General features: G+C 53.4%; 20 protein-coding genes. 11 read left to right on the top strand and 9 right to left on the bottom strand.

The window, feature by feature from the left end; all coding sequences use genetic code 11:
• The first annotated feature begins 94 nt into the window (after positions 1-94).
• The 5 genes from PFRI_RS07065 to PFRI_RS07045 all read left to right on the top strand — a co-directional run bounded on the left by PFRI_RS07065 (position 95) and on the right by PFRI_RS07045 (position 4,928).
• Positions 95-856: a LytTR family DNA-binding domain-containing protein gene (locus tag PFRI_RS07065; RefSeq protein WP_072630000.1), complete on the top strand. Its 762-nt coding sequence runs from the start codon at positions 95-97 to the stop codon at positions 854-856.
• Positions 857-894: 38 nt separating this feature from the next.
• Positions 895-1,545, top strand: coding sequence for a lipoyl(octanoyl) transferase LipB (gene lipB / locus PFRI_RS07060; RefSeq protein ID WP_072629999.1), 651 nt, complete (start codon positions 895-897; stop codon positions 1,543-1,545).
• 260 nt (positions 1,546-1,805) lie between these two features.
• Positions 1,806-3,479, top strand: coding sequence for a cytochrome c oxidase subunit I (gene ctaD / locus PFRI_RS07055; protein WP_072629998.1), 1,674 nt, complete (start codon positions 1,806-1,808; stop codon positions 3,477-3,479).
• Positions 3,480-3,590: 111 nt separating this feature from the next.
• Entirely contained in the window at positions 3,591-4,088 is a 498-nt protein-coding gene (locus PFRI_RS07050; RefSeq protein WP_072629997.1) for a DUF2244 domain-containing protein, read from the top strand.
• Between the two features lie 18 nt (positions 4,089-4,106).
• A complete protein-coding gene (locus tag PFRI_RS07045; protein ID WP_072629996.1) occupies positions 4,107-4,928 on the top strand; it encodes a glycosyltransferase in 822 nt (273 codons plus the stop codon).
• Here the strand turns inward: PFRI_RS07045 and PFRI_RS07040 are convergent.
• A complete protein-coding gene (locus PFRI_RS07040; protein ID WP_072630015.1) occupies positions 4,925-5,383 on the bottom strand; it encodes a GatB/YqeY domain-containing protein in 459 nt (152 codons plus the stop codon). The two genes, PFRI_RS07045 and PFRI_RS07040, sit on opposite strands and share 4 nt — an antisense overlap.
• Positions 5,384-5,604: 221 nt before the next feature.
• Between PFRI_RS07040 and carA the strand changes: the two genes are divergently transcribed.
• Positions 5,605-6,774, top strand: coding sequence for a glutamine-hydrolyzing carbamoyl-phosphate synthase small subunit (carA, locus tag PFRI_RS07035; protein ID WP_072629995.1), 1,170 nt, complete (start codon positions 5,605-5,607; stop codon positions 6,772-6,774).
• Between the two features lie 80 nt (positions 6,775-6,854).
• The gene (locus tag PFRI_RS07030) at positions 6,855-8,786 is read left to right on the top strand and encodes a glycosyltransferase family 2 protein (protein WP_072629994.1); all 1,932 of its coding nucleotides are present in this window, start codon (positions 6,855-6,857) and stop codon (positions 8,784-8,786) included.
• Here the strand turns inward: PFRI_RS07030 and PFRI_RS07025 are convergent.
• On the bottom strand, positions 8,723-9,373 hold the full coding sequence (locus tag PFRI_RS07025) for a GntR family transcriptional regulator (protein ID WP_072630014.1): 651 nt from the start codon (positions 9,371-9,373) through the stop codon (positions 8,723-8,725). The two genes, PFRI_RS07030 and PFRI_RS07025, sit on opposite strands and share 64 nt — an antisense overlap.
• Before the next feature lie 97 nt (positions 9,374-9,470).
• Here PFRI_RS07025 and PFRI_RS07020 point away from each other — a divergent pair, with 97 nt between their 5' ends.
• Both PFRI_RS07020 and PFRI_RS07015 read left to right on the top strand, forming a co-directional pair.
• Complete coding sequence (locus tag PFRI_RS07020) at positions 9,471-10,118, top strand: pyrimidine 5'-nucleotidase (RefSeq protein WP_072629993.1); 648 nt, start codon at positions 9,471-9,473, stop codon at positions 10,116-10,118.
• A 70-nt stretch (positions 10,119-10,188) separates the two neighbouring features.
• Positions 10,189-11,382, top strand: a complete 1,194-nt coding sequence (locus PFRI_RS07015) for a UbiH/UbiF family hydroxylase (RefSeq protein WP_072629992.1) — start codon at positions 10,189-10,191, stop codon at positions 11,380-11,382.
• A gap of 36 nt (positions 11,383-11,418) precedes the next feature.
• Here PFRI_RS07015 and PFRI_RS07010 read toward each other — a convergent pair whose 3' ends face one another.
• From PFRI_RS07010 to PFRI_RS07000, 3 genes are all read right to left on the bottom strand, one after another.
• Positions 11,419-12,546, bottom strand: coding sequence for an aminotransferase class V-fold PLP-dependent enzyme (locus PFRI_RS07010; protein WP_072629991.1), 1,128 nt, complete (start codon positions 12,544-12,546; stop codon positions 11,419-11,421).
• Positions 12,547-12,622: 76 nt separating this feature from the next.
• The gene (locus PFRI_RS07005) at positions 12,623-13,081 is read right to left on the bottom strand and encodes an Lrp/AsnC family transcriptional regulator (RefSeq protein WP_072630013.1); all 459 of its coding nucleotides are present in this window, start codon (positions 13,079-13,081) and stop codon (positions 12,623-12,625) included.
• 8 nt (positions 13,082-13,089) lie between these two features.
• On the bottom strand, positions 13,090-13,545 hold the full coding sequence (locus PFRI_RS07000; RefSeq protein WP_072629990.1) for an Lrp/AsnC family transcriptional regulator: 456 nt from the start codon (positions 13,543-13,545) through the stop codon (positions 13,090-13,092).
• Positions 13,546-13,682: 137 nt separating this feature from the next.
• On the opposite strand from PFRI_RS07000, the gene ilvC reads away from it, so the two are divergent.
• Entirely contained in the window at positions 13,683-14,705 is a 1,023-nt protein-coding gene (ilvC, locus tag PFRI_RS06995) for a ketol-acid reductoisomerase (RefSeq protein ID WP_072629989.1), read from the top strand.
• Positions 14,706-14,771: 66 nt separating this feature from the next.
• Positions 14,772-15,698, top strand: coding sequence for a DMT family transporter (locus PFRI_RS06990; RefSeq protein WP_072629988.1), 927 nt, complete (start codon positions 14,772-14,774; stop codon positions 15,696-15,698).
• On the opposite strand, the gene glmM is transcribed toward PFRI_RS06990, so the two are convergent.
• The 4 genes from glmM to PFRI_RS06970 are packed head-to-tail and all read right to left on the bottom strand — an operon-like array spanning position 15,695 to position 19,670.
• Positions 15,695-17,044: a phosphoglucosamine mutase gene (gene glmM, locus PFRI_RS06985; protein ID WP_072629987.1), complete on the bottom strand. Its 1,350-nt coding sequence runs from the start codon at positions 17,042-17,044 to the stop codon at positions 15,695-15,697. The genes PFRI_RS06990 and glmM overlap by 4 nt on opposite strands.
• Positions 17,041-18,054 carry a dihydropteroate synthase gene (gene folP / locus PFRI_RS06980; RefSeq protein WP_072629986.1) on the bottom strand — a complete coding sequence of 338 codons (1,014 nt, stop codon included), beginning with the start codon at positions 18,052-18,054 and terminating at the stop codon, positions 17,041-17,043. The genes glmM and folP overlap by 4 nt, the downstream gene beginning before the upstream one ends.
• A 37-nt stretch (positions 18,055-18,091) precedes the next feature.
• A complete protein-coding gene (locus tag PFRI_RS06975; protein ID WP_072629985.1) occupies positions 18,092-19,012 on the bottom strand; it encodes a dihydroneopterin aldolase in 921 nt (306 codons plus the stop codon).
• A 37-nt stretch (positions 19,013-19,049) separates the two neighbouring features.
• On the bottom strand, positions 19,050-19,670 hold the full coding sequence (locus tag PFRI_RS06970) for a cell wall hydrolase (protein WP_072629984.1): 621 nt from the start codon (positions 19,668-19,670) through the stop codon (positions 19,050-19,052).
• Positions 19,671-19,771: the final 101 nt, after the last annotated feature.

Here is a 19,771-nt window from a genome sequence, read left to right as displayed (position 1 = left end):
CTTTTCCAAACAGGTAAAATCGCGGTATGACCCCGTCATGGACGCACCTTGTGCATGCGTCACCACTCATTGCGCTCAACTGCGGAGGATTTTCGTGAGCACCAGCCCGACGCAACACGCGCTTCGTGAAATGCGACAGACGGTTAGCAAACCCATCGCGCAGATCATCCTTATTGCGGTGATTGTTTTGCTTGGTCTATCCGGGCCATTTGGCACGCTGGAAAACATCTCCTTCGGTCCACGCCTTGCCTATTGGGCTGTGATCGTGCCGGTGACCTTTGCGGTGGGCGTGCTGACATCTGCCTTCATCATAGATGCGATGCGTGCTCAAAAATCCCCTTGGCCTGCGCGCATTTGTGGTGCGATCGCAACTGCGTTCACTGTTGGTACTACAGTCACTTTGATCAACGCGCTCGCTTTTGGAAGCGCTCCACATTTCACTCAGATGGGCTCTGTCGCCTTAACCGCTGGTGTGATTTCTTTTGTATTTCAGTTGATTTCAGAACAGCCCCAGGCCGACAGCTCTAGCGCGCCAAAACCGCCAGCTCTGCTGCAACGACTGGATCTGGAAAAACGTGGCGCGCTGATCTCGATGTCAGTGCAGGACCATTATGTCGAAGTCACAACAAGCAACGGCACCTCACTGCTTTTGATGCGGCTCAGCGATGCAATCCGTGAGACGGGGGATGTTGCGGGGCTACAGGTGCATCGCTCACACTGGGCAGCCCTTGCTCATATCACCAAAGCAAAGCGTGACGGCGACAAAGCGATTCTTACCCTTTCTGATGGACGCACCCTGCCCGCAAGCCGCAGTCGCATCAAAGACTTGAAAGAGGCGGGTATCCTCCCGCTTTAAGGGTGGTGCGCATTGCCTGCTCATAGTAATTGGCCCACATGGTAGAGTGGAAAATATCGAACAGTTTAGTCGCATACGAAGACGCGGTCGCGCTTATGGAAGCGCGCGCAGCTGATATTGCAGGCGGCACCGCAGAGGAGATGATCTGGCTGCTGGAACATCCCCCGCTCTATACTGCTGGCACTTCAGCTGACCCGCGCGATTTGACCGATCCTGACCGGTTTCTCGTACACACCTCCAAACGCGGCGGGCAGTATACGTACCACGGCCCCGGTCAACGCGTGGCTTATGTGATGCTCGATGTGGCGAAACGCGGCCGTGATGTCCGCGCATTTGTGCAACAACTAGAGGCTTGGGTGATTGCGACCTTGGCGGAGTTCAATGTTGTTGGCGAAATCCGCTGTGGACGTGTGGGGGTCTGGGTGCAACGGCCTGACAAGCCACTGCAAGCGAATGGTGCAGTTGCTGAAGACAAGATTGCGGCCATTGGGATCCGTTTGCGCAAATGGGTCAGCTTTCATGGCATTTCCATCAATGTTGAGCCTGATTTGGAGCATTTCACAGGCATCGTGCCTTGCGGCATATCCGATCACGGCGTCACCAGTTTGGTCGATCTTGGCCTGCCCGTCAGCATGGATGATTTGGATGTTGCGTTGCAACGCAACTTTAAGCGGACCTTTGAAGCTTAAGCTTTGCGAGATTCGCAAAATATTTTGCCTAAGCTGCGAATCTTAACCAGAAATTCGTTATTTGCGTGTTTCTGAATGCGTATTGGTACGCCAATGGCGACTTTGACGGCCAATTGCGACAAACACGTGCGACAATATTGTTTGTCAAACGTGCACTCAGACATTGAATGCGAGGCTGAAGCGAACTAAAACCAGACGGGAATACCAAGCGCTTGAAGGGACTTTTACGCGCTTAATTTACACATCAGCAGGAGGCACGCATGGCAGACGCAGCCATTCAAGGCCATGAACACGAAGATCAGCGCGGTTTCTTCACCCGCTGGTTCATGTCTACGAACCACAAAGATATCGGTATTTTATACCTCATAACGTCAGCGCTTGTTGGCTTTATTTCCGTAGCTTTCACTGTCTACATGCGCCTTGAGCTCATGGAGCCTGGCGTTCAATACATGTGCCTTGAGGGCGCACGTATGTTTGCAGACGCTGCAAGTGAATGTACCCCAAACGGTCACCTCTGGAACGTGCTTATCACGGGTCACGGCATCTTGATGATGTTCTTCGTAGTGATTCCCGCGCTCTTTGGCGGCTTTGGTAACTACTTCATGCCTTTGCAACTTGGCGCGCCTGACATGGCGTTCCCGCGTCTCAACAACCTGTCCTATTGGATGTATGTTGCTGGTACGGTTTTGGCGGTTTGTTCCGTTCTTGCGCCGGGTGGCAATGACCAGCTTGGTTCAGGCGTAGGTTGGGTTCTGTATCCACCGCTTTCCGTGAACGAAGGCGGTATGTCGATGGATCTCGCAATCTTTGCGGTTCACGTCTCTGGTGCCAGCTCGATCCTTGGTGCGATCAACATGATTACCACTTTCTTGAACATGCGCGCACCGGGAATGACACTCTTCAAAGTGCCTTTGTTCTCTTGGTCGATCTTTGTGACCGCTTGGTTGATCCTTTTGGCCTTGCCTGTTTTGGCTGGCGCGATCACGATGCTTTTGACAGATCGTAACTTTGGAACGACCTTCTTTGACCCAGCCGGCGGTGGTGATCCGATCTTGTATCAGCACATTTTGTGGTTCTTCGGTCACCCTGAAGTCTACATCATCATCCTGCCCGGCTTCGGTATTATCAGTCACGTGATTGCGACGTTCTCTCGCAAGCCTGTGTTTGGTTACTTGCCAATGGTTTGGGCGATCATCGCGATTGGTGCACTTGGGTTCGTCGTTTGGGCGCACCACATGTACACGGTTGGTATGTCCTTGACACAGCAGTCCTACTTCATGCTGGCGACAATGGTCATTGCGGTTCCAACTGGTGTGAAGGTCTTTAGTTGGATCGCCACAATGTGGGGCGGCTCGATCGAGTTCAAAACACCTATGCTTTGGGCCTTTGGCTTCTTGTTCCTCTTCACCGTTGGTGGCGTTACAGGAATCGTGCTGTCCCAAGCGGCTGTGGACCGTGCATATCACGACACATACTATGTCGTTGCGCACTTCCACTATGTGATGAGCTTGGGCGCGGTCTTTGCGATCTTCGCGGGTATCTACTTCTACTTCCCGAAGATGACAGGCCGTATGTACCCTGAATGGGCGGGCAAGTTGCACTTCTGGGCGATGTTTATCGGCGCGAACGTAACCTTCTTCCCACAGCACTTCTTGGGTCGTCAGGGCATGCCACGTCGCTACATCGACTATCCAGAGGCGTTTGCGTATTGGAACTATGTCTCCTCATGGGGCGCGTTCCTATCGTTCGCATCGTTCATCTTCTTCTTTGGCGTTATGTCCTACGCAATCCGCTGGGGCGCACGCGTCACACAGAACAACCCATGGAACGAGTATGCAGACACGCTAGAGTGGACACTTCCGTGCCCACCCCCTGAGCACACGTTTGAGCAGCTTCCAAAGCAGGAAGACTGGGACAAAACGCCAGCTCACTAGGGCAAGCGTTTTGCTCAAAAATTGACAAGCCCCGGTGTTTCGCACCGGGGCTTTCTTTTTTGGAACTGCCTGCTATCTCTGGGTAAAGACCAAGCTTTATGGACGATCTTTATGCCCTACTCGTGGTCCTCACCACAAAACGCTTCTGAGCAAACGCTAGAACTTTGGCCTCACCAGTCGCTCCCTCCGCGGGGTATGGCCGCCTTTGTGCTAGCAACGTTTACGCTCATTACAATTCCGCTTTTCGGATTGCTGGGCACCGCACTCCTTTGGGCACTGCTTCCCTTCTTGTTGATCGCGGTTGGCGGCATTTGGTTTGCTTTGCACCGCTCCCACCAAGATCGCAGCACGCTTGAAACCTTGACCATTGGTTCCGATCAAACCGTCCTTCATCGCACAAACCCGCGCGCAAAAGATCAGCATTGGGACAGCAACACTTACTGGGTCACTGTAGAGCTTCATCAAAAAGACGGTCCCGTTCCCAACTATGTCACGCTCAAAGGCAACGGACGAGAAGTTGAAATCGGTGCGTTTTTGAGCGAAGAGGAACGCCAACAGCTTTTCGCAGAGCTCACTTCCGCTTTTTCCTCTGCCCGCGCGGCTAGATAGAGACGTCATTAGACCTCAATGAAAACAGAACTTATCATTACGACTTACAACAGCCCGAGGGCGTTGAACCTTGTGCTTTGCGCTTTGCAGGCTCAAACGCGTCTGCCTGATCGCATCGCAGTCGCGGATGATGGATCTGGCCCCGAAACCAAAGCCGTCTTAGAGAAACATCAGCCTCGGTTGCCGTTGCGACATGTTTGGCATCCCGACACCGGATTTGGCAAAAATGAAATTCTGAACAAAGCGATTGCCAGCTCTGCCGCTGACCTGCTGATCTTCATCGATGGTGATTGCTTGGCGAGTGCCGGATTTATCGCACGTCATATCGAACTCGCGCGACCTAACAGTTTTAGTACAGGCTCCGTGGTTCGATTGAACGCTGAGACGTCAGAACGGCTAAACGAAGAAGACATCACATCCAAACGCGTGTTCGATCCTCAATGGCTTAGTCGAAACGGCAATATCAAAGGTCTGAGCGATCGCTTGAAAGCGGGCAGCGCACCAAGACCCTTGGCAAAATTCCTAGATAAAATTTCGCCCGTGCGGATCACATGGTCAGGCGGCAACGCGTCCACATCGCGCGCGCAATTGATCAAAGTGAACGGCTTTGACGAAAGCATGCGGTATGGTGGTGAGGACAAAGAGCTAGGATCGCGTTTACTGAACGCTGGGGTCCAAGGACAATTCTTGCGCTACAGCGCACCTTTGTTGCACATTGACCATCCGCGCGGGTATGTCGACCCAGAGATCGTCAAAACCAACCGCGCAAAAATTGAAGATACGCGTAAGACCCGCCGCATATGGGCGGATCTCGGATTAGATCGCCACCTAAGCGCTTAATTCGCGCAAAGCTTGTCTTTAACGACAGGGCCAACAGCACCGAAATCCATTTGCCCTGTATATTGCTCTTTAAGAATCCCCATGACCTTGCCCATGTCGCGGATTGATTCTGCGCCACTTGCTTTGATCGCAGCAGTCACTGCATTGGCGACTTCATCTTCGTTTAGTTGTCGCGGAAGGAACTCTTCGATCACGCCGATTTCTTCGCGCTCACGTTCTGCCAGATCAAGGCGTCCGCCCTCTTCATAAGCGCGCGCACTTTCCATACGTTGCTTGGACATTTTGCCAAGGATCGCAAGCACTTCAGCGTCGCTCGCCCCCTCGTCACCGCCGTTAGACCGCGCTGCGATATCGCGATCTTTGATCGCTGCATTCACAAGTCGTAACGTAGAGAGCCGGATGGCCGCTTTGTCACGCATTGCCTGCTTTAGTGCCGCATTGATTTTATCTCGCATAGTGCGCTCCAAACCCATCCCCTGGCTAAATCGAGCCTTGGACACTAACCAATGCCTACGTTCAGCGCAATAGAGCGTTTTTTAGCTAACCATCTATTTTTAAATACTTTTCTTTTTACTGTTTCCCTTGACCTCACGCGGCCCTGCCCATAGTTTCGCGCAGATTTATCTGCTGCCTTCCATTCGGAAACGCGCGCATTCAGACTACGGGGAATTGCCACATGCCCACGCCTGCACTCACATTAAAGACGCCTACCGCTTGCATCGCTCTTGCCGATGGGACCATTTTTTACGGTCGCGGTTTCGGCGCAACGGGCACGACGGTGGCCGAACTTTGCTTCAACACTGCGATGACCGGCTACCAAGAAATCATGACCGACCCTTCCTATGCTGGGCAAATCGTGACCTTCACCTTCCCGCATATCGGCAATACCGGCACCAACCCCGAAGACGATGAGACCGCCGATCCTGTCGCGGCGGGCATGGTGGTCAAATGGGATCCGACAGAAGCGTCAAGCTGGCGCAACACCCAAGAGCTGGGCGATTGGCTTGCCGCGCGTGGGCGTATCGCGATTGGCGGGATCGACACGCGCCGCTTGACCCGAACAATCCGTCAGCAAGGTGCACCGCATGCAGCACTTTGCCACGATCCGGACGGCAACTTTGATACAGATGACTTGGTCGCGCAGGCCCGTGCATTCGCTGGTCTCGAGGGCCTTGATCTGGCGAAAGAAGTCACATGTGCTCAGAGCTATCGTTGGAATGAAATGCGGTGGGCTTGGCCCGACGGCTACACGACACAAGATGCGCCTAAGCACAAAGTTGTTGCCATCGACTTTGGCGCCAAGCGCAACATCCTGCGCTGCCTTGCATCAGCGGGCTGCGATGTTGTCGTGCTGCCCGCCAGCGCAACGGCTGAAGAGGTCCTTGCCCATAATCCTGATGGCGTCTTTTTGTCCAACGGTCCGGGCGATCCGGCCGCGACGGGCGAATATGCTGTTGCGATGATTCAAGGGGTTCTGGCGAAAGAGAATTTACCTGTTTTCGGCATTTGCCTTGGTCACCAGATGCTCGCGCTCGCCGTGGGTGCGAAAACCATCAAGATGAGCCACGGCCATCACGGTGCGAACCATCCGGTGAAAGATCAAGACACTGGCAAGGTTGAGATCACCTCGATGAACCACGGTTTTGCGGTTGATAGCCAGACTTTGCCCGAGGGCGTTATCGAAAGCCATGTCTCGCTTTTCGATGGCTCTAACTGTGGCATTCGCTTGGAGGGTCGCCCAGTTTATTCCGTGCAACATCACCCAGAAGCGAGCCCGGGCCCGCAAGACAGCTATTATCTATTTGAGCGTTTTGCTCAGTTTATGGATGAACGCAAAGCAGGCTAAATACTATTAAATTCCTCATATTAACGGTCTCTTAACCATAGCAATGCCATTTCGTGTCTATCACAACTCAAGGGATAGATATGAGCAGTGTCCAGATTCGCGCGCTCAAACCAATTGAGCCCATACAGCCTCGGTTGAAGCGGCGACCTTTGGGAAAGATGCTTGTTGAACGTGGTTTTATTAAGACGTCTGACGTTTTAGTCTCACTTGGGCATCAAAGAATCAGCGATGCTCAGCTGGGCCATCTACTGATCGCACAAGACTTGATCAGCGAATATGAACTATTTGAAACCCTAGCGCTGCAACACAACTTGCCCTTCTTGACGTTGCAAACCTCAAGCCCTGATCTTGATCTTCAGCTTTTTTTGCCGCCTCAAGAATGCTTGCGCCTCCACTGCGTACCATGGATGAAAGACAAAAACGGCACGGTCCTTGCCGCAAGCAGTCCAGAACAGCTGGCAATCGCAATCCAAGAAATGCCGTCCCAGCTGCATCCCATTTCCGGTGCCATCGCAAGTCCACAAGACATAAACAAAACTATTCGCGCGAGTGGCGATCACCTTCTAGCCATTCGAGCAGAAACGCTTGTGCCAGATGCTTTGAGCTGCCGCGCGCTACCTGCACAGCTTAAGACCATTTTGGCAATTACTATTCCGCTTTTTCTAACAGCCGTCCTTTTGAAGTGGGTCACATTGGTTGGGTTGTATCAGGCGTTTTTTGGATTTTCGGTTGCTATGGTTTGTTTGGGAATGGCGCTGAAAAGCAGTGCAGTCGCCGTAGAAATGTTCACACGAAAGATAACCGATCAAAAACGCCTCTCCCTTCCTAAAAAGCTCCCGTGCATAAGCATTTTGATTCCTTTGCATGACGAAAGTGAAATCCTGGATGCCCTTTTGCAACGCATTGGGTTGTTGAATTATCCCAAGTCATTGCTGGATGTGATTTTGGTCATTGAAGCTGATGACTTTGCGACTCGCACGAATTTGGAGAACGCAGATCTACCAAATTGGATGCGCACGTTGATTGTCCCGCCCGGGAATATCACGACAAAACCCCGCACGATGAATTATGCGCTGCCGTTTTGCATAGGCGACATTGTTGGCATTTATGACGCCGAAGACGCGCCGCACCCGGAACAGCTCAATGAAGTTGTTGCACGCTTTGCTGCTGAACCAGAACAAACCGCCTGTTTGCAAGCGATCCTCGATTTCTATAACGCACGCTCCAACGCGCTCGCGCGCTTTTTCGCGATTGAATATGCAACGTGGTTTCGCTTGATCCTTCCAGGCATCTCCAAGCTCGGGTTTGCGATCCCGCTTGGTGGCACCAGCGTGTTCTTTCGCCGAAATATCCTTGAAAAATTGCATGGTTGGGACGCGCATAATGTCACCGAAGACGCGGATCTTGGCATTCGTCTAGCGCGCGCAGGATATCGCACGCGGCTGATTTCTTCTGTCACGCTGGAGGAAGCCAACAACAAAGCTTGGCCGTGGATCAAACAACGCTCGCGTTGGCTCAAAGGGTATTTGATCACTTACTTCACCCATATGCGCCGCCCCTTAAGGCTGTTGTTTGAGCTTGGGCCTTGGAAGTTCTTTGGCTTTCAGGCGTTTTTCTTATCCTCAATCAGCCAGTACATGCTCGCGCCGCTGATTTGGTCACATATGCTGCTCTATTTCACCGCACGCGAGTGGCTCGAGGCTGCCATACCGGCGCATCTGTTAAGTACGATCATCATCGCTTTCATATTCATGTGGCTCACAAGCTTGGTCACCTACATGATCGCGGTCACGCGCAAGCTACACCGACATCTGATGCCGTGGACACTGCTGATGACGCTCTACATGGGGCTCGGGACGCTCGCGATTTACAAAGGCATGTGGGAACTTTTAACGCGTCCGTTTTATTGGGAAAAAACTGCCCATGGTCATAGCGAACATGATCTGGCTCAAGCCCCATCGGATGAGAGTGAATCAAGCTTGAGCCGCGTTACGAACGCCACTGAAATATGATCACGCAACGCTTGTTGCGCAGCGTCTTGATCCCCCGCAGCGATCGCTTCAACAATCGCATTGTGCTCTTCCATCGCGACTTCACCGCGCCCCTCTGCTGCCAACGATGTCGTCGCCATCAAGGCCATTGATCGGTGCACAAGATCAAGCTGGCGCACAAGAAAACGGTTATGAGAGGCAAGGTGGATTTGCTTGTGAAAGCGTCTGTTTGCGCGCGACAAAGCCGACGGATCATCGGTCAATTTGCGATCCTCTTGGACCATTTCGCGCAGCACGAGCACCTCTTCCGCGCTTGCATGTTGGGCCGCCAAACGCGCGGCGAGCCCTTCAAGTTCGGAACGCACTGCATAGAGTTCTGCCATTTCATTGTGGCTCAGCGACGCGACGATCAGACTGCGCCCATCGCGCGTGAGCAGGTTTTGCGTTTCAAGCCGTTGCAGCGCTTCGCGAATGGGGGTGCGTGACACACCGAAACGATCCGCAAGATCACTTTCGACCAAGCGATCGCCGGGCTTGAACACACCCACATCAATCGCTTGAAGGATCAGCGCGTAAGCATCTGTCTGCCCTGCCCGTGTCTGGCTCATTGTCACTTCCTTGTTCTGGTTTGAATAAATCCTATGCGCAGCAGCATTTTTGATCAACCTGTTGTGACGCTTGACTATTCCCACTAGCATCACACCCATGATCAAAGCACATTTCTCTCACGTGGACACTTGGGTGTTCGACCTCGATCACACGCTCTATCCCCCGCACATGACGCTTTTCGATCAAATCGAAGTGCGCATGACCGCTTATGTGATGGACGCGCTTGGGGTCGATCAAGAGCGGGCTGACTATTTGAGGGGCCATTATTGGCGCACGCACGGCACCACATTGGCGGGGCTCATGCGCGAACACAACGTTGATCCGGCACCTTATCTGACTGACGTACATGACATTGATTTTACGGTACTTTCACCAGATCCCGATTTGCGCCACGCTATTAGCACATTGCCAGGCCGTAAGATCGTTTACACAAACGGCTGTGAACCCTACGCGCAAAATGTGCTCGAAGCGCGCGGGCTGTCGGGGCTATTTGATGCCGTATACGGTGTCGAGCATGCAGATTTTCACCCCAAACCAGACGCTACGGCCTTCGACAAAGTTTTTGCGCTCGGTGGTGTGACACCCAAAACTGCCGCGATGTTTGAGGATGATCCACGCAATCTATCGGTGCCCCATTCCTTAGGCATGCGCACCGTACATGTCGCGCCAGAACCACTGCCCCAACCACATATCGAGCATCATACAGACGACCTATCTGCGTTTTTGCGAAGCGTTCAAACGTAACTTGCGGCGTTTTGCCTATGGCAGATTTGTTTTGATCCCCTATCTGTATGAGTAACGAAAGAGGGTGCTTATGGATCACGATATACTCGTTTCAGGTGGCGGAATCGCGGGGCTAACAGCAACAGCGGCCTTTGCTCAAGCAGGGTTTAATGTGATTTGTGTTGATCCGGCAAAACCTATCACCGTCCGTGATGCCCAAGGCGCAGATCTGCGCAGCACTGCGTTTTTGCAGCCCGCGCGCGCGTTGCTTGAAGAGGTTGGACTTTGGACCCGCCTTGCTCCGCATGCGCAGCCTTTGCAAATTATGCGCATTATCGACGCAGGCGGTCCTGAACCCGAAGCGCGTATGTCGAAAGAATTTGACGCCGCAGATATCTCTGACCATCCGTTTGGGTGGAATCTGCCCAATTGGTTGCTGCGCCGAGAAATGGCTGCGCATTTAGAAACCTTACCCAATGTGACCTATAAGACAGGCGTTGGCGCACGCACATTGTTCACCCGCACCGCCGAAGCACGCGTTGGTCTCAGCGATAGTACACGCGTTTCAGCGCGCCTGGTGATCGCTGCCGACGGACGTGGATCCCCCATGCGGGAGGCGGCTGGCATTAACGTAAGCACCACGCGTTTTGGTCAGAAAGCACTCGCTTTTGCGGTTACACACGAGACGCCTCATGAAAACGTATCAACCGAAATACATCGAACGGGTGGTCCTTTCACACTGGTGCCGCTGCCTGATCATGAGGGCCGTCCAAGTTCAGCAATTGTCTGGATGGAGGAAGGGCCAAAAGCAAAAGCGCTCTACGAAATGAGCGAGGATTCGTTTGAAGTAGCAATGAACACGCGTTCTTGTGGGGTTTTGGGGTTGCTCAAACTGGCCTCCCAGCGCACGATTTGGCCGATTATCAGTCAACATGCTGACCGTCTCAGCAGTGAGCGTTTGGCCCTTATTGCTGAGGCAGCGCATGTACTGCCCCCTATCGGTGCTCAGGGTTTGAACATGTCGCTCAGCGACATTCGCGCCTTGCGAGACTTGGCCATCGCGCGCCCTGAAGGTCTGGGCGATGCCGCGATGTTGGATGCGTTTCACAAAGCGCGGTTCAACGATATTCGCCTACGTGAAGCTGGAATAACTTTGCTTAATCAGACCTCTATGCTCAGCGCCGCCCCTCTGCGCGATGCCCGCGCAGCAGGGTTAAATGCACTCTACAGCTTCGCGCCTTTGCGAAAATCAATCATGCAGATGGGTCTTGGTGCAAATGGGTAAGTAAGGTGCATGGTTTCACGCACCCTACGATCACCTTCACAAAACCTGATCTAACACTTTGGTCAAACGCGTCATCGTCCCATCCACATCATAAAGCTTGTCCAAACCAAACAGCCCTAAACGGAACGTACGAAAATCATCCGGCTCATCGCATTGCAGCGGAACACCCGCCGCGATCTGCATTCCAAGCGCAGAAAACTTACTGCCGTTTTGAATTGCGGGATCATCCGTGTAGCTGACGACAACGCCTGGCGCACCGAAGCCATCTGCGGCAACAGATGTTATTCCTTTGCCCTTGAGATACGCACGAACCTCGTTGCCAAGCTGCCATTGCGCGGCCTGCAATTTGTCAAAACCGTACTCTTTGGTTTCCAACATCGTATCGCGGAACGCACGCAGCGCATCGGTTGGCATGGTCGCATGATACGCATGACCACCGTTCTCATAGGCCTGCATGATCTGATACCATTTCTTGAGATCAATCGCGAAACTGTCGGATGTTGTTTCATCCAAACGCGCCACTGCACGCGCAGACATCATCACAAGTCCCGCAGACGGTGATGCTGACCATCCCTTTTGCGGTGCGGAAATCAACACGTCCACCCCCGTCGCCTTCATGTCGATCCAGGCACACCCCGATGCGATACAATCGAGCACCATCAACGCGCCCACTTCATGCGCAGCGGCGGCCAAAGCCGTGACATACTCATCCGGCAGGATCACACCCGCGGATGTTTCAACGTGTGGCGCGAATACAATCGCTGGCTTTTCAGAACGGATCGTCGCGACGACCTCGTCTATCGGTGCCGGCGCGAAGGGTGCGCGTGTGTCATTGCCAGTCTGGCGCGCTTTCATCACTGTGCAGCTCTGGGTTAATCCGCCAGTTTCAATGATCTGGCTCCAACGATATGAAAACCACCCGTTGCGTACGACCAGTACATCCGTACCGCGAGCGAATTGACGCGCAACCGCCTCCATGCCGTAAGATCCGCCACCTGGGATCAACGCAACAGCGTCGGCCTTGTAGACGTCTTTCAACATGGACGAGATGTCATTCATCACGCCTTGAAACGCACCGCTCATGGAATTGAGCGAGCGGTCTGTGAACACGACCGAGAATTCTTCAAGGCCGTTGGGATCAATTGTGTCGAGCAATGCAGGCATATTCTATCTCCGAAACTGTTACGGCTTTGCTAACGTCTCTGCGCGCAATTGGCAAAGTCTACCTTTGCATACAGCCCTACCCCAGCGGGCCAGGCCTGCGTTCTTCGCTCAATAATACATTCGCTTCCACATCCCCAGCACCGGGCAATGTCATAATACGGCGACGCAGAACACGTTCAAAATCGGGGATATCACGCGCCACAACGCGCAAACGGTAGTCATACATGCCAAGCACATGCTCAATCGTTTGCACTTCGGGAATGGCACTGACGGCGCGCTCGAAATCCTCAAGGCTGACACGACCTTTGGTCGCAAGCTTCACCCCGAGGAAAACGGTAACCCCAAAGCCCAGCTTTTCATGGTCCAAAACCAACCGCCTTGCCCGAAATGCACCCGCATCTTGCAAACGTTTCACCCGTCGCCACATCGCGGGTTGCGACATATCAAAACGGCGCCCCAGAGCCCCCGCCCCAAGCGTGGCGTCCTCCGCCAAAGCACGCAAAATCTTGCGGTCAATGTCATCGAGATCAATCACGGGTTCGATCACAGGGGTAAGCCTTCGCTCTGCTTGATGCGCGCCACATGCATCAACGCTTCAATGTCTGCGATATGCGGCAGGCTTAGGATTTGTTCGCGGTAGATCTGCTGATAATGGCTCATATCGCGTGCGATTACGGAAAGGCGCACATCTACGCGGCCTAAGAACGTTTGGATTTCGATGACGTGTCGTACCTCGCGTGCAGCTTCTATGAAGTCATCAAATGCACGGGTTTGCGTTTTATCGAGAGTAATGCGCAAACTCACTTCAACCGCGTACCCAAGCGCTTGCCAGTCAATGACAGCTTGCTGACCACCCAAAACACCACTCGCCTGCATTTTCTCGATCCGACGATAGCAGGTCGCGCTGGTGAGATCACAGCGCGCGGCGAGCTCTGCATTTGCCAACTCGGGCGCAGCCTGCATTTGTCGCAATATGCGTCGATCGACATCATCAAGCATGAAATATCTCATATTTGTTGAATTGGTGAATGAAAAATTCGATTATTGGTGCTTACCTATGCTTTTCGGAAAGTTCAACGCCACATTCAGCGTAGATTAGCGCCAATACTTGATTCCCAACTCAAAGGACTACACCCATGCGCGTTTATTATGATCGTGATTGCGACGTTAACCTCATTAAAGAAGCCAAAGTAGCTATTCTCGGCTACGGCTCGCAAGGTCACGCGCACGCGTTGAACCTGCGCGACTCTGGCGCAAAGAACGTTGTTGTGGCTCTGCGCGACGGCTCCCCTTCCAAAGCAAAGGCTGAAGGCGAAGGCCTGAAAGTTATGGAAATCGCAGCGGCAGCGGCTTGGGCGGACGTGATCATGTTCACAATGCCCGACGAGCTTCAGGCAGAAACATACAAGAAATACGTGCACGACAATATCCGTGAAGGCGCTGCAATCGCATTTGCACACGGCCTGAACGTACACTTCGGCCTGATCGAGCCGAAAGAAGGCATCGACGTCATCATGATGGCGCCAAAGGGTCCGGGCCACACGGTGCGCGGCGAATATACCAAAGGCGGCGGCGTGCCTTGCTTGGTTGCGGTCGACAAGAACGCATCCGGCAAAGCGCTTGAAATCGGTCTGTCCTATTGCTCCGCAATCGGTGGCGGTCGTTCCGGCATTATCGAGACCGATTTCCGTGAAGAGTGCGAAACAGACCTCTTTGGTGAGCAGGCCGTTCTTTGCGGCGGTATCGTTGAATTGATCCGCATGGGTTTCGAGACGCTTGTTGAAGCGGGTTACGAGCCTGAAATGGCATATTTCGAGTGCTTGCACGAAACAAAGCTGATCGTGGACCTGATCTATGAAGGCGGCATCGCCAACATGGATTACTCCATCTCTAACACAGCTGAGTACGGTCAGTACGTCTCCGGTCCACGCATTTTGCCATACGACGAGACAAAGGCGCGCATGAAAGCGGTTCTTTCAGACATCCAATCCGGCAAGTTCGTGCGTGATTTCATGCTTGAGAATGCTGTTGGCCAGCCAACAATCAAATCTTCGCGCCGTGCAAACGACGAGCACCAGATTGAAGTCGTTGGCGGCAAACTGCGCGACATGATGCCTTGGATTTCCGCAGGCAAGATGGTCGACAAAGCGAAGAACTAAGCGCTTCTAAATTCGATACAATTCTTAGATTGACCCCGGCCTCGGCTGGGGTCATTTCTTTTGCGCATGAGCAATGCCCCCACCCCCGACAATCCCGGCTTTATTAACTGGCTCCTGATCATCTTTCTCGGGATAATTTGGGGATCCGCCTTTATGGCGATGAGCTTATCACTTGAAGGGTTTGGCCCACAGACTGTCGCAGGTGCACGCCTTGCGCTTGGCGCAATCATTCTGAATGCCCTCGGCTTTCTTATGGGTCAACCCATTACAACTATTCATAAATCTCGTGGCTGGCCGTTTGTCATCGCGATCGGCGCAATTGCATTTGCGATGCCCATGCTCTTGCTCACTTGGGGTCAACAGCACGTACCCAGCGCTTTTGCCGGGGTCGCGATGACTACGGTTCCGTTGATTGTGCTTCCACTGGTCTACATCTTTTCGCCAGAAGAAGGCATCGGACCGCGTCGCGTCATCGGTATGATTATTGGCTTCATCGGCATTTCGATGCTCGTTGGACCGGGGGCGTTTGAAAGTAGTGATAGTGATTTGGTTTTTTGGGGCCGGATAGCTTGCATCGGTAGTGCCTGCGGCTATGCAATCGGGTCAATCCTGACACGTCGCGCACCCAAAATGCCGCCCATTGCGCTTGCCTCGGGGACTTTGACGGTGGCGGCGATCTTAGTCGTTCCTTTGGCTTTGCTCACCGAAGGTTGGCCCGACAACTTCCCGATGTCTGCAAGTCTTGCAGTTCTTTATGCAGCTCTTTTTCCTACGGCGATCGGTGCTCTGATCCGTGTCCGTGTGATCACCACCGCCGGGTCACTGTTCATGAACATCACGAGCTATATGGTGCCAGTCTGGTCTGTCATATTCGGTGTGATCTTGCTGCGGGAAGATCTGCCAGCGCAGTTATACACTGCGCTGGCCCTTATTCTTGTGGGAATTTTTATCACGCAAAGCCGCGCCATCTTGGCAGCTTTGCGCAAAGGTTAAGCAGCCGTTGCGCGCGCCACCTCATCGACGATGCGATCCACAACATCGTTCAGCAAATCAGGATCCTCGCATTCCGCCATCACGCGGATCAGCGGCTCTGTACCGGATTTCCGGATAAGCAATCGCCCTTTGCCAATCAATTCTTGCTCTGCACCACCGATAACAGACAGCACTTTTCCATCTTCGAGCGGCACTTGTCCGTTGGTATAGCGTACGTTTTTCAGCATCTGTGGCACGGGATCGAACACATTGGTGAGTTCAGACGCTTTGCGCCCAGTCCGCGCCAATTCGCCCAAGAACTGAAGCCCAGCCATAAGACCATCACCTGTCGTCGCATAATCCGTCATAACGATATGCCCAGACTGTTCACCGCCTAAGTTGAAACCGTTTTTACGCATCTCTTCAACGACATAGCGATCACCGACACCTGTGCGCGCAAGCTTGAGACCTTTGCTTTCCAAATGGCGCTCAAGCCCAAGGTTGGACATAACCGTTGCGACCAATGTGTTCTTGTTCAAGCGCCCTTCTTCGGCCCAACGGCCAGCAATAAGGCCCATGAATTGATCACCATCAGCGACCTTGCCTGTCTCATCCAAGATCAAGCAACGATCCGCATCGCCATCAAGACAAATACCCACGTCAGCGCCATGGGCGATCACCGCTTCAGACGCCGTCATCGGTTTGGTAGAGCCGCAATTTTCATTGATATTATAACCGTTTGGCGCAACGCCCACTGGAATAACCTCTGCGCCGAGTTCCCAAAGAACTTCGGGGGCCGCGCGGTACGCGGCACCGTTGGCGCAATCGATCACAACCTTCATACCATCGAGCGACAACTCATTGGGGAACGCCGCCTTCACACGTTCATTGTAGCGCGAGCGACCATCATAGATGTGGCGCGTACGGCCAATCTTCATCGGCTCAACCAGATCGACGCCCGATTCAACGAGTGCTTCGATCTCCATCTCCGCCTCGTCCGAGAGCTTGAAACCATCAGGGCCAAAGAACTTGATACCATTATCTTCATGGGGGTTATGGCTCGCCGAGATCATAATCCCCACATCTGCGCGCATGGATGGTGTCAACATTCCCACGGCGGGTGTCGGGATCGGGCCCATCAAAAAGACCGTCATCCCCGTTGATGTCAAACCAGCGGTCAGCGCACTTTCCAGCATATAGCCGGAGCGGCGCGTGTCTTTGCCGATCACCACGCGGTGTACATTTGCTTGATTGCGTCGGAAATAAATGCCTGCCGCCGCGCCAATACGCAGCGCCATTTCAGCGGTCATTGGATATGTGTTGGCTGTGCCACGCACGCCGTCTGTTCCAAATAATTTACGTGTCATAAATCAACTCCTATTGTCGCCGCCTGAAATAAGGCGAGCGCTTGTCGTGTCTGCGAAACATCGTGAACTCGTAAAACCTGCACGCCTTGCACCACTGCTGCCAATGCGACTGCGATTGAGCCGGGCGCGCGTTCTTCAGCGTTTGGTGCTTGCCCTATATCACGGATAAACCCTTTTCGCGAAGCCCCTAATAAAACAGGGCATCCAAGACCGTGAAACAGTGACAGACCTTTGATCAGCGCAAGGTTGTGCGCCTGCGTTTTGCCAAATCCAAGACCGGGGTCAACAATGATCTGACCACGGCGCACGCCATAGCTTACCGCAAGCGCGATTTGTTCGGCCAAGAAATCATATACGTCGAGAAGCACATCCTCGTAATGGGGTGCTTTTTGCATCGTTTCAGGCAGCCCCTGCGCGTGCATTAAACACACGGGTGCAGAGGTCGTAGCACACAAGGGCGCGAGATCAGGGTCAAACTTGAAGCCAGAGACGTCATTTACAATATTTGCACCCGCTTCCAATGCGGCATGAGCCACGCGCGCCTTGCGCGTATCGATTGAAATGGGTGTCTCGATAGTGGTGCGGATCGCTTCGATCACTGGAACCGTGCGCGCGATTTCTGCTTCAAAAGGCACTTCGACAGCCCCCGGACGCGTGCTTTCGCCACCAATGTCGAGCAAATGCGCGCCATCTTTGACCATCTGTTGTGCGAGGCTTAACGCCAGCTTTGGTGAATTGTGCCGGCCACCATCGGAAAAGCTGTCGGGTGTCACATTCAGAATGCCCATGATGACCGGCTTTGACATATCCAGCCCAGCAATCGAGGCGCGCGGCGCGCGAACAGCATCACGCCACTCTTGCGGAGTATCATGCGCAGGAAGGATCGCAGACGACCGACCGCGCACAAAATGTTCGACGTGCGTAAACCAACTTTGCGTTCCTGCAAGCGTCATCGCCCCTTCTGGGCGCACGGCAGACAGCTGCGCAAGTGGTCTGAAATAGTCAGTCATTATATTGGCTTATCATTCTAAACTGTACGTGATCAGTTTATATTGCTTCGCTCTCAACCGCGACGGCGCGGCAGAGGGACATGGGCGACGTCGGCAACTCTTCGCCCACAACGACCAACTCGAGCGCCCCGATTTGCGAGCAGAACCAATCAGCAAGGGCGACCGGATCGTCCACCAAGTGCAAAGGACTTTCGACTGCGTCCATCACAAATTTCTGCGGTGCCCAAACGCTAATTTGCTTGTTTTTACAGGCCCAATCGAGCTCTGTGCGGGTTTCAACGACCGCGCAACGCGGCTCTGTCGCCGCGAAAATCCACGCGTTTTGCTCCATTGCAAGCAGCGTTACCTGTGCCTTTGCAAGGCGTGTTCGCGCGCTCAAATCAGATCGCGCAGGTGGAACGACAAGCACCAAAGGCACCTGCGTTTTCGTTAGCTGATCTATCCAATTCGAAACATTTCGTGAAGACATCGCCGCTTCGCTCAAAAAAACGACCCGTGCATTCAAAGCGGCGTCACTCGCAGACGCCGCGGATGAGACGTCAGACATAGCGCGTACAATTTCGACACCGAGTGCACCGCCCCCGCGATCTAGTTTTTCGATCCGGACAAACACACGCTCGGCTTGCGGCTCTTTCAAAATGCGATCCGCGACGCGTTCGGCCAAAGTTTCGAGCAGGTTCAAACGTTCAGCGGCAAGTTCGATGTCTATCGCTTCGGTCACGCGGTCGTATGAGAGGATCAAGTCAACATCGTCGCCCAAATCCTTGGCGGCGTGACGTACTTCGACAACGACGTTAAAGCTAATGCGCTGGGTCATATCGCGTTCTGCTTGGAACGCTCCAATCTCGACGGCGACTATGTGGTCACGCAGTGAAATGCGATCCAACGCGGGGTCTTGCGCAGACGCCAAAGAGCGTTCGAGCGGATGCTCGAAAGCATGTTTTACTTCGTCTGCCATGTCATACTTTCTGCGTCGCTCAGCGATTAATTGCGGCTCACGCGCGTGGTTCGCGGTAGAAGAGATGTACCCCAATTTTTGCAGTACGCGGGAAAACGCGGCTCCATTTCGGCTTTACCGCGGTCGTATGGTAATGCGTCGCGCCTTTGGTCAGTGTCTTTGGCAGATCAGACATCGAGAGCTTTGCGATCTTGCGCAAGCGTGCATAATTGGACTTCTCGGTGATTACCTCAGCACGTCCATCGCATGTATAGGTGAACTGACACGCGAATTTCCGACCCGTTCCCTGATTGATCACGCCACACACACTGTCAGGATAGCGCGAACTCGCGACGCGGTTCATTATCACTTCCGCAACAGCAAATTGACCTTTGATCGTCTCGCCCCGCGCTTCGAAATAGAGCGCCTCTGACAAACAATTCAAGTGTTTTCCGCCCTGCGCCGCAGGCAACGCATCGAGAAAACTGCGCGTGTATTGGATAGAGCCTACGCTACCCGTACTCACGCGACGAAAAAGTGCATCTACCCGCGCCTTGGACAAACGCTTTATAGCGGTCTCATCGCGCTCGATCATCGCGGATAACTCACGCGAAACCGCCTCCGCAGAGACGGGCAAAGCCATCAAGGACAGTATTAGGGACAAAAAAATGCGTCGCATCGAGCTCTCAAGCGTTATTTCAGTTCGCAGCTAGATAGCATCTAAATCGTTAAAATCCACCCTACGCAAAAACCAGAGGTTTTTCACGACCTGTCGGGACC

The sequence above is a fragment of the Planktotalea frisia genome, from assembly GCF_001890925.1.
GTDB lineage: Bacteria > Pseudomonadota > Alphaproteobacteria > Rhodobacterales > Rhodobacteraceae > Planktotalea > Planktotalea frisia.
This window is presented reverse-complemented; position numbering and strand designations above follow the sequence as displayed.